Origin of the sequence: Nocardioides ferulae (assembly GCF_003660455.1) — a bacterium.
Taxonomy (GTDB): Bacteria; Actinomycetota; Actinomycetes; order Propionibacteriales; family Nocardioidaceae; genus Nocardioides; species Nocardioides ferulae.
Genome location: NZ_QZVR01000022.1, coordinates 60,965 through 75,978, shown reverse-complemented (window position 1 = coordinate 75,978; position 15,014 = coordinate 60,965). Strand labels below are relative to the sequence as shown.

Annotated in this window: 18 protein-coding genes; 8 read left to right on the top strand and 10 right to left on the bottom strand. The window is 74.4% G+C overall.

Annotation, left to right across the window (positions count from 1 at the left end):
* Window positions 1–8 precede the first annotated feature (8 nt).
* Entirely contained in the window at window positions 9–455 is a 447-nt protein-coding gene (locus D6B71_RS19285; RefSeq protein ID WP_121258127.1) for a DUF2231 domain-containing protein, read from the top strand.
* Between the two features lie 18 nt (window positions 456–473).
* Here D6B71_RS19285 and rsgA read toward each other — a convergent pair whose 3' ends face one another.
* The 4 genes from rsgA to D6B71_RS23855 form a co-directional block, all read right to left on the bottom strand.
* Window positions 474–1,487 (bottom strand): ribosome small subunit-dependent GTPase A, encoded by a 1,014-nt coding sequence (rsgA, locus tag D6B71_RS19280; protein ID WP_121258125.1) that lies wholly within the window; start codon window positions 1,485–1,487, stop codon window positions 474–476.
* Complete coding sequence (gene aroA / locus D6B71_RS19275) at window positions 1,484–2,794, bottom strand: 3-phosphoshikimate 1-carboxyvinyltransferase (RefSeq protein ID WP_121258124.1); 1,311 nt, start codon at window positions 2,792–2,794, stop codon at window positions 1,484–1,486. Before aroA ends, rsgA begins: the two co-directional genes overlap by 4 nt.
* 23 nt (window positions 2,795–2,817) lie before the next feature.
* Window positions 2,818–3,339 (bottom strand): DoxX family protein, encoded by a 522-nt coding sequence (locus tag D6B71_RS19270; RefSeq protein WP_121258122.1) that lies wholly within the window; start codon window positions 3,337–3,339, stop codon window positions 2,818–2,820.
* 65 nt (window positions 3,340–3,404) lie between these two features.
* Complete coding sequence (locus tag D6B71_RS23855) at window positions 3,405–4,997, bottom strand: sigma-70 family RNA polymerase sigma factor (RefSeq protein ID WP_121258120.1); 1,593 nt, start codon at window positions 4,995–4,997, stop codon at window positions 3,405–3,407.
* Window positions 4,998–5,161: 164 nt separating this feature from the next.
* Between D6B71_RS23855 and D6B71_RS19260 the strand changes: the two genes are divergently transcribed.
* The 5 genes from D6B71_RS19260 to rsrA all read left to right on the top strand — a co-directional run bounded on the left by D6B71_RS19260 (window position 5,162) and on the right by rsrA (window position 8,443).
* Window positions 5,162–5,890, top strand: a complete 729-nt coding sequence (locus D6B71_RS19260) for a hypothetical protein (RefSeq protein ID WP_121258118.1) — start codon at window positions 5,162–5,164, stop codon at window positions 5,888–5,890.
* 49 nt (window positions 5,891–5,939) lie between these two features.
* Window positions 5,940–6,737 carry an SOS response-associated peptidase gene (locus tag D6B71_RS19255; RefSeq protein ID WP_121258116.1) on the top strand — a complete coding sequence of 266 codons (798 nt, stop codon included), beginning with the start codon at window positions 5,940–5,942 and terminating at the stop codon, window positions 6,735–6,737.
* Window positions 6,734–7,405 (top strand): alpha/beta hydrolase family protein, encoded by a 672-nt coding sequence (locus tag D6B71_RS19250; protein WP_121258114.1) that lies wholly within the window; start codon window positions 6,734–6,736, stop codon window positions 7,403–7,405. The genes D6B71_RS19255 and D6B71_RS19250 overlap by 4 nt, the downstream gene beginning before the upstream one ends.
* Before the next feature lie 121 nt (window positions 7,406–7,526).
* On the top strand, window positions 7,527–8,156 hold the full coding sequence (locus D6B71_RS19245; protein ID WP_121258175.1) for a sigma-70 family RNA polymerase sigma factor: 630 nt from the start codon (window positions 7,527–7,529) through the stop codon (window positions 8,154–8,156).
* Window positions 8,156–8,443: a mycothiol system anti-sigma-R factor gene (gene rsrA / locus D6B71_RS19240; RefSeq protein ID WP_121258112.1), complete on the top strand. Its 288-nt coding sequence runs from the start codon at window positions 8,156–8,158 to the stop codon at window positions 8,441–8,443. Before D6B71_RS19245 ends, rsrA begins: the two co-directional genes overlap by 1 nt.
* A 129-nt stretch (window positions 8,444–8,572) precedes the next feature.
* On the opposite strand, the gene D6B71_RS23955 is transcribed toward rsrA, so the two are convergent.
* The 5 genes from D6B71_RS23955 to D6B71_RS19220 all read right to left on the bottom strand — a co-directional run bounded on the left by D6B71_RS23955 (window position 8,573) and on the right by D6B71_RS19220 (window position 12,383).
* Window positions 8,573–8,647, bottom strand: coding sequence for a 50S ribosomal protein bL37 (locus D6B71_RS23955; RefSeq protein ID WP_369759046.1), 75 nt, complete (start codon window positions 8,645–8,647; stop codon window positions 8,573–8,575).
* A 190-nt stretch (window positions 8,648–8,837) separates the two neighbouring features.
* The gene (locus tag D6B71_RS19235) at window positions 8,838–9,218 is read right to left on the bottom strand and encodes a thioesterase family protein (RefSeq protein WP_121258110.1); all 381 of its coding nucleotides are present in this window, start codon (window positions 9,216–9,218) and stop codon (window positions 8,838–8,840) included.
* Entirely contained in the window at window positions 9,218–9,706 is a 489-nt protein-coding gene (locus D6B71_RS19230; protein WP_121258108.1) for a GNAT family N-acetyltransferase, read from the bottom strand. The genes D6B71_RS19235 and D6B71_RS19230 overlap by 1 nt, the downstream gene beginning before the upstream one ends.
* 7 nt (window positions 9,707–9,713) lie before the next feature.
* A complete protein-coding gene (locus tag D6B71_RS19225; RefSeq protein ID WP_121258106.1) occupies window positions 9,714–11,459 on the bottom strand; it encodes an acetolactate synthase in 1,746 nt (581 codons plus the stop codon).
* A 60-nt stretch (window positions 11,460–11,519) separates the two neighbouring features.
* On the bottom strand, window positions 11,520–12,383 hold the full coding sequence (locus D6B71_RS19220) for a DUF2785 domain-containing protein (RefSeq protein ID WP_121258104.1): 864 nt from the start codon (window positions 12,381–12,383) through the stop codon (window positions 11,520–11,522).
* A gap of 100 nt (window positions 12,384–12,483) precedes the next feature.
* Between D6B71_RS19220 and D6B71_RS19215 the strand changes: the two genes are divergently transcribed.
* Window positions 12,484–13,959 (top strand): sensor histidine kinase, encoded by a 1,476-nt coding sequence (locus D6B71_RS19215; protein WP_206051852.1) that lies wholly within the window; start codon window positions 12,484–12,486, stop codon window positions 13,957–13,959.
* Window positions 13,960–14,047: 88 nt separating this feature from the next.
* Here D6B71_RS19215 and D6B71_RS19210 read toward each other — a convergent pair whose 3' ends face one another.
* Window positions 14,048–14,299, bottom strand: a complete 252-nt coding sequence (locus D6B71_RS19210) for a WhiB family transcriptional regulator (RefSeq protein WP_027863177.1) — start codon at window positions 14,297–14,299, stop codon at window positions 14,048–14,050.
* A 295-nt stretch (window positions 14,300–14,594) separates the two neighbouring features.
* Here D6B71_RS19210 and D6B71_RS19205 point away from each other — a divergent pair, with 295 nt between their 5' ends.
* Complete coding sequence (locus D6B71_RS19205; RefSeq protein ID WP_126688328.1) at window positions 14,595–15,014, top strand: hypothetical protein; 420 nt, start codon at window positions 14,595–14,597, stop codon at window positions 15,012–15,014.

Here is a 15,014-nt window from a genome sequence, read left to right as displayed (position 1 = left end):
GTTCACCTATGGAGGTCAACGGTCTTCCGCTGCACGCGCTGGTCGTGCACGCCGCCGTCGTGCTGGGTCCGCTGGCGGCCCTCGGCGGCATCGGCTACGCCGTCCCCCGCTGGCGGGACTGGCTGCGCTGGCCGCTGGTGATCGCCGCCCTGGTCGCCGCCGCGGCGGTGTGGGTCGCCTACCTCTCCGGGGAGCAGCTGACCGAGGCCAACACCTACGGCGGGCCGCTGGCGGAGCTGGTGGAGACCCACGAGGAGCGGGCCGAGGTGTTCCGCCTGGTGATCACCGGCTTCGCCGCCGCGGCGGCCGCCGCGACCGCGCTGCACGCCCGGGGCGGCCCGGTGCGCTGGCTGCTCGCCGGGCTCGTCGCGCTGCTCGGCGTGGCGACGCTGGTCTATGCGGTGCTCACCGGCGACGCCGGTGCCCAGGTCGCCTGGTACGGCACCTCGGGCTGAGCGCTCCCCGTCATCGGGTCAGTAGTCGCTGACGCTGCGGGCGGCGAGCAGCCGGCGGAACGACGCCACCCGCTCGGGGTCGGCCTGCTCTGCGGCCACCGCCTCGTCGAGCCCGCACTCGGGCTCGTCGCTGCCGTGCGTGCAGCCACGAGGGCAGTCCTCGGTCATCTCGTCGAGGTCGGGGAAGGCCTCGATGAGGTGCTCGGGCTGCACGTGGGCGAGCCCGAACGAGCGGATGCCCGGGGTGTCCACGATCCACCCCCCGCCGGGCAGCGCGAGCATGTAGGCCGAGGTCGAGGTGTGCCGCCCCCGGCCGGTCACCGCGTTGACGATGCCGACCTCGCGTCCGGCGGTCGGCACCAGCGCGTTGACCAGCGTGGACTTGCCGACCCCGCTGGAGCCGACCAGCACGCTGGTCCGGTCGCTCAGCCGCTCGCGCACCTCCGCCAGGTCGCCGCCGCGCCGGGTGACCACCCACGGCACGCCGAGGGAGCGGTAGGTGGAAAGCAGCGTCTCGGGGTCGGCCAGGTCGGCCTTCGTCAGGCACAGCAGCGGCGCCATCCCGGCGTCGTACGCCGCCACCAGGGCGCGGTCGATCAGCCGCGGCTGGGGTTCGGGGTCGGCCAGCGCGGTGACCACCACGAGCTGCTCGGCGTTGGCCACGATCACCCGCTCGACCGGGTCGTCGTCGTCGGCGGTGCGGCGCAGGGTGGTGGACCGCTCCTGCACCTCCACGATGCGTGCCAGCGAGCCGTCGGCTCCCGAGGTGTCGCCGACCACGCGCACCCGGTCGCCCACCACGACGCCCTTGCGGCCCAGTGGCCGGGCCTTCATCGCCATCACCTTGGTCGCGCCCGCGCCCTCGCCGACCAGCAGGGTGAACCGGCCGCGGTCGACGGTCACGACCCGGGCGCTCACGGCGTCGTCGTAGCTCGGACGCTCCTTGGTACGGGGGCGGGTGCTGCGGCGGGGCCGGTCGTAGTGCTCGACGTCGTGGTCGCTGTAGCGGCCCGCACCCCGCCCCGTGGTCACAGCAGGCCGGCCCAGACGTCGGCGAAGTCGGGGAAGGTCTTGCCGGTGGTGGCGACGTCTTGCACCAGCACGTCGTCGACGGCGGCGGCGACGATCACGCCCGCGTGCGCCATCCGGTGGTCGGCATAGGTGTGGAACACCCCGCCGTGCAGCGGGGCCGGTCGCAGGCTGAGCCCGTCGGGATGCTCGGTGACGTCGGCGCCGAGCGCGCCCAGCTCGGTGGCGAGGGCGGAGAGCCGGTCGGTCTCGTGCCCCCGGATGTGGGCGATGCCGCGCAGGTGGGAGGGCGAGTGCGCCACCGCGCACAACGCCGCGACGGCCGGCGCGAGCTCGCCGACGTCGTGCAGGTCGACGTCGATGCCCTGCAGCCGGTCGGGGCCGGTGACGCGCAGCCCCTCGGCGACGCGCTCGACGGTGCAGCCCATCGTGGCCAGGATGTCGCGCAGCGCGTCGCCGGCCTGGGTGGTGGTGGCCGGCCAGTCGCGCACCGTGACCGACCCTCCCGACACCGCGGCCAGGGCCAGGAACGGGGCCGCGTTGGACAGGTCCGGCTCGACGTCGTGGTCGACCGCGCGGACCACGCCGGGAGCGACCGCCCACCGGTTCGCGTCGGCGTCGTCGACCTCGACGCCGTGCTCGCGCAGCACCTGGACGGTCATCTCGACGTGCGGCAGCGACGGCACCGGCTTGCCGTCGTGGCGCACGTCGACCCCCTCGTCGTAGCGGGCGCCGGCCAGCAGCAGCGCCGAGATGAACTGGGAGGAGGCCGAGGCGTCGACCACGACGGTGCCGCCGCGGACCCGGCCGGAGCCGCGGACCGTGAACGGCAGCGCCCCGCGGCCCTGGTCGTCGACCTCGACGCCGAGCGAGCGCAGGGCACCGAGCACCTCGCCGATCGGCCGCTTGCGCATGTGCGGGTCGCCGTCGAAGGCGACCGCGCCGGTGGACAGGGCGGCGACGGGGGGCACGAAGCGCATCACCGTGCCGGCCAGCCCGCAGTCGACCGCGGCGTCGCGGTCGAAGACACCCGGGGTCACCACCCAGTCGTCACCCGCGGTGTCGACGCTCGATCCGAGCGCGGTCAGCGCCCCCGCCATCAGCAGGGTGTCGCGCGAGCGCAGGGCGCGGCGTACGACCGAAGGGCCGTCGGAGATCGCGGCGAGCACCAGCGCCCGGTTGGTCAGCGACTTGCTCCCGGGCAGCGAGACCGTGGCCGTCACCGGGCCCCGGGCCCGCGGCGCCGGCCACGGGTCGGCCCACCGGGAGGCGGTGGGGCTGGGCGCGGGGGTGATCGGGCTGGGGCTCACCCGCCCAAGCCTATCGGCGCGCCTCAGGTCACCTTGGCCTTGGCCAGCGAGGCCTCGCGCCGGGCGGTGCCGGCGAGGTGCCTGGCCTCCCGGCGCGCGTCACGGGCGGCGTGACGCGCCCGCCAGGCGACGCCGGGACGACCGTCGGTGTCGCCCGCGGCGATCAGCAGCCCGCCGAGCATCGAGACGTTCTTGAAGAACTGGATCATCTGGTTCTTGCGGGTGTCCTTGTCCTGCGCCTCCCAGAAGCGGTGGCCGGCATAGGTCGTCGGCACCAGGGAGGCGGCGAGCACCGCGGCGGACAGGCGCGGCGCCCGGCCGGTCGCCAGCGCGATTCCGGCGCCGAGCTGGGCGGCGCCGTTGATGCGCACGAAGGTCACCGGATCGGTCGGCAACGGCAGCTGCGGGGACGCCTTCTCGGCGAGCTTGTCGGTCACCGGAGCCGCCGTGGGGGCCAGGGCGGTGGCGTTGCGCAGGGCGTTGGCGCCTCCCACCACGAACATCGAGGCGAGCATCGGGCGGGCGAAGAGTCTGCTGACGGTCATGCCCCTCCGTACCCGGGTGGGGGTCCGGCTAACCCGGCGCCGGTGCGCCGTCGGTCACGGAGCGGTCAACGGTGCAGCCGCACCCGCACCGTGTCGTCCGTGGGGTCGGTCTCGCCCCCGTCGTGCGCCACGCGGAAGGTGAGCGTGGTCGTCGCCACCGGCAGCGGCACCACCAGGAAGCGGTACGTCGCCGGGCCGGGCGCCCGGCAGGTCGCCCGGCCCAGCTGGAGCAGCCCGCAGCGCGGGTCGAGCGTGAGCGCGACCGCGGGGGCGTTCGTGCTGAGCAGGAGTCGCCCCCTGGTCCCGGATGAGAGGCCGCGCACCGTCACGTCGACCCCCCAGAGCAGGCCCGCGAGGTCGCGGGAGGAGGCGCTGACCGAGGCGTCCACCCCCGCCGAAGGTGGGCCGGACGGCGGGCCGGAGGGCGGTGGCGGCGGTTGCGGTGGCGGCGGCGGGTCCGTGGGTGGAGCGGCCGTGCCGGCCGTGCTGGCCGCGACCGTCGGCGGAGCCCCCTGCCCGGTGCCGGGGTCGGTCGCGGGGTCGGTCATGGGGACCGAGGAGCCGCGGCCGGCGCCGGCGTCGGACCGCGCCGCAGGCCCGTCGGCTCGGGTGCCGCGGGAGTCGGAGGCCACCGCCCGCGGTGGCGAGGGGGCACCGGCGGGGGCACTGGCGGGGGGCCCGTCGTCCTGGGTCGTCACCACCACCCCGCCGACGACGGCGACGGTGGCCGCGATGCCGGCCACCCCGGCGATCCCGGCCGCCGCGCTGGCCGGGGCCTGCGTGGCGACCAGGTCTCGCACGCGGCCCGGCAGCGCCGCCACCCAGCCGAGCGCCCCGGACACCGTCGTGCCCGCCGCGGCGACGACGCCGGTGGCGCCCAGGTAGGCCGTCGCGGCCGTGCCCAGCACCAGCGGCGCCAGCACCGCTGCCAGGTCGGCGTTGACCTCGCTGAGCTCCAGGTAGACGCCGGCGCAGGGGCGGCACTGCTGGAGGTGGTCCTCCACCTTGGTCCGGTCGCGACGTGAGAGGCCGCCGCGCACGAAGCCTCCCAGCTCGGACCGCACGCGGGCACAGGCGTCGTCCGCCACGTCCTGGGCGTGCATGGCCACGAACGCCTGGCGAAGGCCCTCGCGGGCCCGGTAGGCCAGCGCGGACACCGAGTTCGGGCTCATCCCCAGCAGCGGCGCCACGTCGGCCGGCTTCTGCCCCTCGACCTCCAGGTGCCACAGCACCATCCGCCAGCGCTCCGGGAGCGAGGCGAACGCACGGGCCGCGGTGCTGGACTCGAAGCCCTCCACCGCGGTGTCCCGGAACGGCACCCCCGCGTCGTACGGCGTGAGGTCGTCGGTGCTGCGCAGCCGGGCGCCGGCGCGCAGCCGGTCCACGTGCACCCGGCGCAGGGCGGTGAGGAGGTAGGCGCGGAACGCCAGGTCCGGGCCACCGCCGCGCTGCAGCACGCCCAGCACCTTGCCGAACGCGTCGGAGACCAGGTCGTCCACGTCCGCGGTGGGCACCAGCTGCCGGGCCAGCCGGCGAGCCGCGTCGACGTGGCGGGCGAACAGCTGCCCGAAGGCCTCGAGGTCGCCGCCACGGACCGCCGAGATCAGCTCGGCGTCGGCCGGAGCGTCGAGCTCCGGCGCGGCGGCGGGGGACGTCATGCCCGGTTCAACGGCCCACGCCCCGAAAGATGACGGGCGGGCGCGGGGCTGCAGTGGCGCCGATCGGAGGGCGTGGGGAGAAAGTTCGGGGAAACCGCGTCATGGCCCGGGAGCGGCGCCGTCCCTGCTGCGTACGACGGACCGGTGGGAACGGGGGAGGCACCGTGGCGATCAACGTGTTCTGGACACGACGGTCGACCGCCGTCCCCGGGACCGGGCGGGAACCGTTCGAGCGGTCGGCGCTGCCGGCGCCGCTCGTGGCGGTGGGGGAGGCCTGGATCTCGGGGGCGGGATCCGTCGACGCCTGCCGGGAGGCCGGGCGCGGGCTGGCGAGCGTGGGGACGCCTCTGGAGGAGGCGCTCGACGGGCTGCGCACGACCTCCCGGCAGGTGCTGGGACGAGACCCGTCCTACGAGGAGGTGCACGCGCTGGGGTCGGGCTGGGCGGACTGCACCCTGGGCTACCTGCACCGGCTCGACTGCGCCGACCCGATGACCGGCCTGTCGACCCAGGCCCACCTGGTGGCGCGGCTCTCCGAGGTGCTGGCCGCAGGGGGCGAGCCGCCGGCGCTGCTGGTCGTCGAGGTGTCGCCGGCCGACGACCCGGTGGAGCACGCCTACCGGGTCGGCGCCGTCGGAGAGACGGTGCGCGCGGTCGTCGGCCGGTCCCGGACCGTGGGCAGGGTCGGGCCCCGGAGGATCGCGGCGCTGGTGTCCCGCGACGACGCGCTGGGCAGCCGGGTGGCGCTCCTGCGGCGGCTCCTCCAGCACGACCACGACCGCACCCGGGTCTGGATCGAGGGGCTGCCCGCCGGCACCGGGCACCAGGGCGCCGCCGGCGCCGACGAGGCCGGTGCGGCAGCCGTGGCGCTCGACGAGCTCGCCCGGGGCTGACCGGCCGGCGCGGCGCCCGTCCGGGACCGTGCCGCACTAGGGTGGCGGCATGTGCGGTCGCTACGCCTCGAGCCGGCGCCCCGAGGACCTCGTCGAGGAGTTCGAGGTCGTCGAGAGCCGGGTGCCGACGCCGTTGGCCCCCGACTTCAACGTGGCCCCGACCAAGGAGGTCTACGCGGTCGTCGAGCGGCCTCCCACCAAGGACTCCCCGGAGCCCCCCGAACGACAGCTGCGGGTGCTGCGGTGGGGGCTGGTGCCCTCGTGGGCGAAGGATCCCGCCATCGGCAACCGGATGATCAACGCGCGGATGGAGACGGTCGCGGAGAAGCCCGCCTTCCGCAGGGCGTTCGCCGCGCGGCGCTGCCTGCTGCCCGCCGACGGCTACTTCGAGTGGTACCCGACCGAGCAGCTGACCTCGCGCGGCAAGCCGCGCAAGCAGCCGTTCTTCATCCGCCCCCGCGACCACGGCACGCTGGCCATGGCCGGCCTCTACGAGATCTGGCGCGACCCCACGCGGGCCGACGACGACCCCGAGCGGTTCCGCTGGACCTGCACGGTGATCACCACCCAGGCCGAGGACACCCTCGGCCACATCCACGACCGGATGCCGCTGATGGTGGAGCGCGAGCGCTGGTCGTCCTGGCTCGACCCGCGTACCGCCGGCGACTCCCTGCTCGGACTGCTCACTCCGGCCTCGCCGGGGCTTCTGGAGGCCTATCCGGTCTCGACGCTGGTCAGCAACGTGCGCAACAACGGACCCGAGCTGCTCGAGCCGCTGCCGCTGGAGGAGGTGCCGGCGGGCCTTCCCGCCGACCTGACCGACCCGGCTCGGCAGGATCGCCGATGAGCACCCAGTGCGTGATCGAGACACCGCACGGCGAGGCCAGACTGGTCACCGACCATCCGCACGACGCCCAGCACGGATTCGCCGCCGAGCCGCTCGGCACGCTGCTGCTCAGCCACGGCGCCGGCAACGGCATCGACACCGCCGACCTGACCGCACTGGCCACCCACCTCCCGGCGAACGGCTTCGAGGTGGTGCGGCTCGAGCAGCCGTGGAAGCGCGCCGGCCGCAAGGTGGCCACCCCGCCGCCGACGCTGGACGCCGCGCTGACGGCGGCCGCGCGGCACCTGCAGCGCGAGGTGCCGCTCGTCGTGGGCGGCAGGTCGGCCGGCGCCCGCTCCGCCGCCCGGTGCGCCGCCCACCTGCACGCCGCCGGCTGCCTGGCCCTCGCCTTCCCGCTGCATCCGCCGGGGAGGCCCGAGAAGTCGCGGCTGCCCGAGCTGCTCGCGGTCGGCGTGCCGACGCTGCTGGTGCAGGGCGAGCGCGACACGATGGGCCGGCCCGAGGAGTTCCCCGAGGACCTGCCCGGACACGTCGACCTGACGGTGGTGCCCGACGCCGACCACGGCTTCCACGTCCGCAAGAGCGGGTCGGCGACCCCGGAGCTCGCCATGGAGGTCGTGGTCGAGGCGGTGCTCGAGTGGCTGGTGCGCGAGATCATCGGCGACTGAGACCCCGGCCGAGCGACGCTGAGGGAATGGGTCGCCGGACCGCGCTGTTGTGACCGACGTGATGGCCCTGCTGGATCCACCCGCCGCCGACCGCTCGGACGCCTGGCTAGGCTGGGAGACGATGACCGATCCCACCCTCACCGACGCGCCCGTCGATCCCGCAACGGAGACCGACGCCGAGCGCTCCTCGCGCTTCGAGCGCGAGGCGCTGCCCTTCCTCGACCAGCTCTACTCCGCGGCGATGCGGATGACCCGCAACCCCGCCGACGCCGAGGACCTCGTGCAGGAGACGTTCGCCAAGGCGTTCTCCTCCTTCCACCAGTTCAAGCCCGGCACGAACCTCAAGGCCTGGCTCTACCGCATCCTCACCAACACCTTCATCAACAACTACCGCAAGAAGCAGCGGCAGCCGCAGCAGTCGATGGCCGAGGACGTCGAGGACTGGCAGCTGGCTCGCGCCGAGTCCCACACCTCGACCGGCCTGAAGTCGGCCGAGACCGAGGCCCTCGAGCGGCTCCCCGACTCCCAGATCAAGGACGCCCTGCAGCGACTCCCCGAGGAGTTCCGCCTCGCGGTCTACCTCGCCGACGTCGAGGGGTTCTCCTACAAGGAGATCGCCGAGATCATGGAGACGCCGATCGGCACCGTGATGTCCCGTCTGCACCGCGGCCGCCGCCAGCTGCGCGACATGCTGTCGGACTACGTGCGCACCCACGACCTGCTGCCGGTCGGGCCCGAAGGGAGCAAGTGATGAGCCACGATCACGGCCGTGGCGAGCCGCTCGGCGGCTCCGGCGAGGACTGTGCCGACTACCTCGAGCGCATCGTCTACTTCATCGACAACGAGCTCGACGAGGCCGACTGCTCGGTGGTGCGCCGCCACCTCGACGAGTGCGGCCCCTGCCTGCAGAAGTACGACCTCGAGCGCACCGTGAAGTCCGTGGTGGCCCGCTCCTGCTCCGAGGCCGCCCCCGACGACCTGCGCAGCCGGGTGCTGCTCAGCATCCGCGAGGTGCAGGTCCGCATCACCGAGGCCTAGGTGTGATGCCGTGCCTGGGCATCACCTAGGCCCGGCGAGCGCACCGGACCGACCCAGACCAACACAGAAGCCCCCGGCCATCGGCCGGGGGCTTCTGTGATGCGCGCCCGAGGCGCGCGGTCGCCTGTCTCAGGCGTTGGGGCGCTTGCCGTGGTTCGCGCCCTTCTTCTTGCGTGCGCGACGCTTGCGTCCGGTCTTGCCCATGGTGTCCTCCTGGTCGACGTGTGCTGTGCCCGTCCCGCGGGTTCACGCAGTGGGCCATCGTCCATTCTCGCAAACCGCACCCAGTCGGGGGAAATCGCCTCCATCACCGAGTCGGCGCTTGTGCCGCCCGGCGGGCGGTCGAGCCGGCGCTCGTGCTGCCTCGCCGCCTGCTTCAGGCTGGATTCCAGGCTCACAGGCGTGAGAGGAACCGTTCGCCGTCGACGACGACCCGGGTGACCTCGCCGGTGCCGATCACCTTGCCGTTGCCGCCGACGTGGCGCGCGGCGACCGTGAACCGGTGCAGCCGCCCGTCGACGTACGCCGACGAGGCGGTCACCTCGACCTGCTGCCCGACCGGGCTGGCGGCGAGGTGCTCGAGCTGGACGCGGGTGCCGACACTGGTCGAGCCCTCCGGCAGCGAGGGGTCGATCGCGGCGCAGGTGGCCGCCTCGCACCAGGCCAGCAGCCGCGGGGTGCCGAGCACCGGCAGGCTGCCGGACCCGACCGCGGCGGCGGTGTCGTCGGTGCCGACGGTGAAGGTCAAGGTGGCGGAGAGGGGCTCGGGCGGCATCACAGCTCCAGTCGGAAGGCGAGCAACGAGATCCCCGGGCGGGGGCTCCAGTCGCGGTCGGGCAGGCGGCGGAACCCCAGCCTCTCGTAGAGCCGGTGCGCACCGTGCTGCCGGTCCAGGCTGCACAGCACCACCGCGCGGTGGCCGGCGGCGCGGCCCCGGTCGACCACGAACCGCACCAGGGCCTCGCCGACTCCGTGCCGCTGAGCGTCGGGGGCGACCGCGAGCATCCGGAACTCGCTCTCGCCGTCGCGACCGATCTCGCGCAGCGGTGAGCCGGACGGGCAGATCGTCACGGTGCCGAGGAGCGCCCCGTCGTCGGCGACCGCCACCCACACCTCCGCCTCACGGTCGCGGGTCGCGGTGTCGCGCAACCGCTCGGCGTAGGGCCCCGGGCCGGCCTCGCCGGCGAGGTAGGCCGCGTTCGCCGCGACCGTGACCTCGCCGACCGCGGCGTGCTCGGCCGGCTCCACCCGTCGGATCAGCACGGCCGGCTCAGATGCCGAAGGTCGCCCGCGGGTAGGCCGCCTCGACGTCGGTGATCACGTTGACCAGGTAGGGCACGTCGGCGGCGAACGCCCGGTCCAGCGCCGGCCCGATCTGCCGTGGGTCGGTCACGGTCTCCCCGGCTCCGCCCAGCGCCTTGACCACCTCGTCGTACGCCGTGCGCGGCGCCAGGTCGGCGGCCACGTCGTAGCCGTAGAGCATCTGCATCGGCCCCTTCTCCAGCCCCCAGGCGGAGTTGTTGCCCATCACCATCACGACCGGCAGCCGGTGCCGCACCAGCGTGTCGACGTCCATCAGCGAGAAGCCCGCGGCCCCGTCGCCGAGCAGCAGCACCACCTGCGCGGACGGCCGAGCCAGCCGGGCCGCGATCGCGGCCCCCAGCCCGGCGCCCAGGCAGCCGTAGGGGCCGGGGTCCAGCCAGCCGCCCGGCCGCTTCGGCTCGACGTACTTGCCGGCGAAACTGACGAAGTCGCCGCCGTCGCCGATGACGACCGCGTCCTCGGCCAGGCGCGGCACCAGCTCGCCGTAGATGCGGGCGGGGTGGATGGGGTCGGCCTCGGCGGCCAGCAGCAGCGCGTCGCGCTCCGCCGCGGCGCGCACGGCGTCCTGGAGATCGGAGACCCACGTGGACCAGTCGGGCCGGCGCACGACCTGCTCCATCGCCGCCTGCAGGCCGTCGAAGACCGAGGTGAGGTCGCCGGAGACGGCCGCCGCCAGCTGGGCGTGGCCGGAGAGCTGGCCGGGGGAGTCGGCCACGTGCACCACCTGGGCGCTCGGCGAGCCGTCCTTGCCGCCGAAGACGCCGTAGGAGAGCCGGAAGTCCAGCGGGGTGCCGACCACGACCACCAGGTCGCTGCGGCCCAGGGCCTGGCTGCGAGCCTTGGTCACCAGCAGCGGGTGGCCGCCGGGGATGACGCCGCGGCCCATGCCGTTGGTCAAGGTGGGCACGCCGACCTCGGAGACGAACCGCAGCGCCGCCTCCTCGGCCCCGTCGGCCCAGACGTCGGTGCCCAGGACCAGCACCGGCCGCTGGGCCGCGGCCAGCAGCTCGGCCACCTCCGTGACGGTCTCGGGGTCGGGGGCGGCGCCGCGCGCCCGGGCACCGGAGGGGGCCGGGCCGGAGGCACTGTTGAAGAACTCGTCCATCGGGACGTCGACGAACACCGGGCCGCGGTGCGAGGAGCCGGCCGAGGAGAAGGCCTGGTCCATGCCCTCGAGCACGTCCGCGGCGGTGCGCAGGGTGCGCGCGTGCTTGGTGACCGACTCGAGGATCGGCGGCTGGTCGATCTCCTGCAGGCTGCCGCTGCCCCAGCGGTTGCCGGGCGCCCGGCCGCCGACGACCACCATCGGCGAGCCGGCGAACTGGGCCTGGGCGATCGCGCTGACGCCGTTGGTGACCCCCGGCCCCGCGGTCAGCACCGCCAGCCCCGGCACCCGGGTCAGCTTGCCGGTCGCCTCCGCGGCGAACGCCGCCGTCTGCTCGTGGCGCACGTCGAGGATGCGCATCGGCGGGTCGGCCTTGACCGCGCCGTCGTACATCGGGAACACGTGCGCCCCCGAGAGCGTGAACATGGTCTCGACTCCGTGGGCGCGGGCGACCGCGACCGCCAGCTCGCCGGCGTGGCCACTGATCCCGTCTTGCCCGGACTCCTGGCCGGGCCCCGGTGCGGGGCCGGTGTCGCGGTCGTCTTGGCTCTCGGCGGCGAGCCCCACGGGCTCGGTGGCATCGGTCATGGACCGCAGGCTACTCACGGGTCCGCCGCGACCGCAGGAGGACGCGGCCGGGCGGCGCGGTCAGTGCACCGGACGCAGGTAGTCGGCGCGCAGGAACTGCGCGTTCGTGGCTCGCAGTGCCTCCACCAGCACCAGCAGCAGGTCCGAGCGCAGCGCGGGAGGGTAGGCCGCCAGCGAGAGCTGCAGGTAGAGCGCGCGCAGGAACGACTCGGCGTTCCCGCTGACCAGGTAGGGGTCGGTGTCGTCGTAGCTGGCCAGGGTGCCCGCGGCGGAGGCCACCCTGGCCACCCACGGCTCAACGACGCCCAGCGGCAGCACGTCGCGGCGCAGCACCTCCAGCGTCGCCCCGGCGAGCAGGTCGAGCTCGCCGTGGGTGAACTGCTCCTCGACGGGCTCCAGCACCCGGTCGGCCACCACGTCGAGCACCACGGTCAGCTCGGGGGAGGAGAGGTGGGGGGAGCGGGCGAGGGTGCCGAGCGCGTCGGCCCCGCAGGCCACGGCCCGGGCCCACCCCCGACCGGGCACGAACGCCCGGAGGTCCTGCTCGCGCAGCAGCCAGGTGGCGAGCCGGTCGCCCCACTCGAGCACCTTGCCGCCGGGGACCAGCGGCCGCTGGTTGTCGCGCGCGATGCACCGGCCCAGCACGAGCGCGGACTGGGCGCGCCGGAACACCGTGTCGTCGGCGCGTCCGCCGAGACCGGTCGACAGGCCGGTGGCCAGTCCGTCCCCCAGCCCGCCGAGCAGGTCGTCGTAGACCCCGCGGGAGATCCACTCCGACAGGGTCGGGACCGCGATGCCGTCGCGCAGCCCCGGGTCGGGGTCGCCGAGCATGCGGGTGAGCTCCGCGGTGAGGTCATCCAGCGGACGGTCGGTGGGGACCGCGAGCCCCTCCGCCTGCACCTGTCGCCAGTATGACCCGGACATGGGGGTCATCCTGCCAAAGCCGGCCGGGGGTGGGCCACGGGGTCCGTTGGTCGGCCGTCCCGAGGCCGACGCCCGGCTGGTCGGCACTAGGCTGCCGCTCGTGCCGTCCCTCAGCGAGCTGGTCCGCAGCCACACGGACCTCGACGAGGACGACGTGGCCTGGCTGCAGCTGTTGATGGCCGACTGGCAGATCGTCGCGGACCTCTCCTTCGCCGACCTGGTGCTGTGGCTGCCCGACCGGGAGGGGTCCGGCTTCTGGGCGGCCGGGCAGATGCGCCCGACGACGGCGCCCACCTCCTACGTCGACGACGTGATCGGCACGTTCGTCCCCGTCGGCCGCCGCCCGATGCTGGACGCCGCCCATGCGCAGGGACGGCTGGTCCGGGAGGGCGACCCGGAGTGGCGCGACGACGTCCCGGTGCGGGTCGAGACCATCCCGGTACGCCGCGCCGGCCGGGTGATCGCAGTGGTGGCGCGCAACACGAACCTGCTGGGCGTGCGGACGCCGAGCCGGCTGGAGCTCTCCTACCTGCAGACCGCCTCGGACCTGACCCAGATGATCGCCGGCGGCCACTTCCCCTCCGCCGGGCAGCGCAGCGACCACGCCGACTCGCCGCGGGTCGGCGACGGCTTCCTCCGCGTCGACGCCGCGGGCAGGGTGGTCTACGCCAGCCCGAACGCCCAGTCGGTGTACCGCCGGCTCGGTCTCTCCGGCGACCTGGCGGGCCTGGCCCTGGCCGAGCTCACCCGCGAGCTGGTGCCACCGCGTCGGCGGCCCGACGAGGAGACGCTGAGCGCGGTCCTGAACGGGCGCGCCCATCGGGACACCGAGATCGGCACCGACGGGGTCTCGTTGATCGTGCGCTCGATCCCGCTGCGGCCGCACGGCGACCACATCGGGGCGCTGGTGCTGCTGCGCGACGTCACCGACCTGCGGCGGCGCGACCGGGAGCTGGTCACCAAGGACGCCACCATCCGCGAGATCCACCACCGGGTGAAGAACAACCTGCAGACGGTCGCGGCACTGTTGCGGCTCCAGGCGCGGCGGATCGACTCGACCACCGCGAAGACCGCGCTCGAGGAGGCGGTGCGCCGGGTCGGCTCGATCGCGATCGTGCACGAGATGCTCAGCCAGGCCGTCGAGGAGATCGTCGACTTCGACGAGATCGCCGACCGGCTGGGCTCGATGGTGACCGAGGTCGGCGCCGTGGGCGGCCGGGTGCGGGTGAGCCGTGAGGGCGACTTCGGGCGCCTGCCCTCCGAGGCCGCCACCGCGTTGGCGATGGTGCTCACCGAGTTGCTGCAGAACGCGGTCGAGCACGGCTACGACCCCGCCGACGAGCAGGCGACGGGCTCGATCAGCGTCAGCGTGCGGCAGCCGACCGGTCGGCTGCGGTTCTCGGTGGTCGACGACGGCCGCGGACTGCCGGCCGGCTTCGACCTCGACGGCTCCACGAACCTCGGGCTCTCGATCGTCCGCACGCTCGTGGAGTCCGAGCTCGGCGGTCAGCTCGAGATCGGACCCGCACCGAACGGGTCCGGAGCGTGCGCGATCGTCGACATCCCGCTGGAGTGAGGCTCCCCCGGGAGGGTCCTGGAGTCGGGAGACGTCGCCGACCGCCGGCATCGCGACGCCGCGCCGCGGCAGGCAGGTCGCCGCTCGGTCAGGCGGTGCGCACCCGCGCCCGGGCGTTGCGGCGCTTCAACGCGCGCCGCTCGTCCTCGCTGAGACCTCCCCAGACGCCGTGGTCCTGGCCCGCCTCGAGCGCCCAGGCGAGGCACTGCTCGCGGACGTCGCAACGACGGCACACCTGCTTGGCCTCCTCGATCTGGAGGATGGCAGGACCGGTGTTCCCGATCGGGAAGAAGAGTTCCGGGTCCTCGTCGAGGCAGGCAGAACGGTGGCGCCAATCCATGGCTGGGAGATCCCTCTTTCCTCAAGCGTGCGTGCAGGCCAGGGTCTCTGGCCTGCGGTCGCTCGTCGGCATGTGCGGCGTACGGGTGGTTGAGCCTGGTCCACGAGCATGATGATGTGAACGTCTTCACGAGCGCACGGTCTAGCCTGCCGACTGAACCTCTCCCAGACAAGCCTTTGCGGGTTCTTCTGGGGGGTCTCGTTCATCACAGGGGTTTCCGAATTGTTTCCAGGACAGACACCCGGTGGGGGTGCCCCCACCCCCCACCGGCAGCCCGGCCGTAGGCTCCTGACTCGTGAGTATCGCACGTGGCCGTGGCTCCGAGCCGGGGCCGGACCTCGGTGACCAGGCGGGTCAGGTGCCGCCGCCGCTGATCGTCGCGGCCTCGCTGACCGCCGTCGAGGGGCTGGTCCTGCTGCTCCTCGCCGTCGCCGAACTGGCCAACCTGTCCTCCGAGAGGCTGACGATGGGGGCCACCACGGCCGCCTTCTTCGCGATCTTCGGCGGCGCGGCGCTGCTGGTGGCCTGGGGCCTGCGCCGCGGCCGGGGATGGTCGCGCGGCCCCGCGGTGATGTTCCAGCTCTTCGGCCTGCTCCTGGCCTGGAGCTTCCGCGGCCTCTGGCCCGTCGCGCTCGCCCTGCTCGCGGTGGCGGCCATCACCCTGGTCGGGGTGCTGCACCCACGCAGCATCGAGACCCTGACCAGGGACGACTGA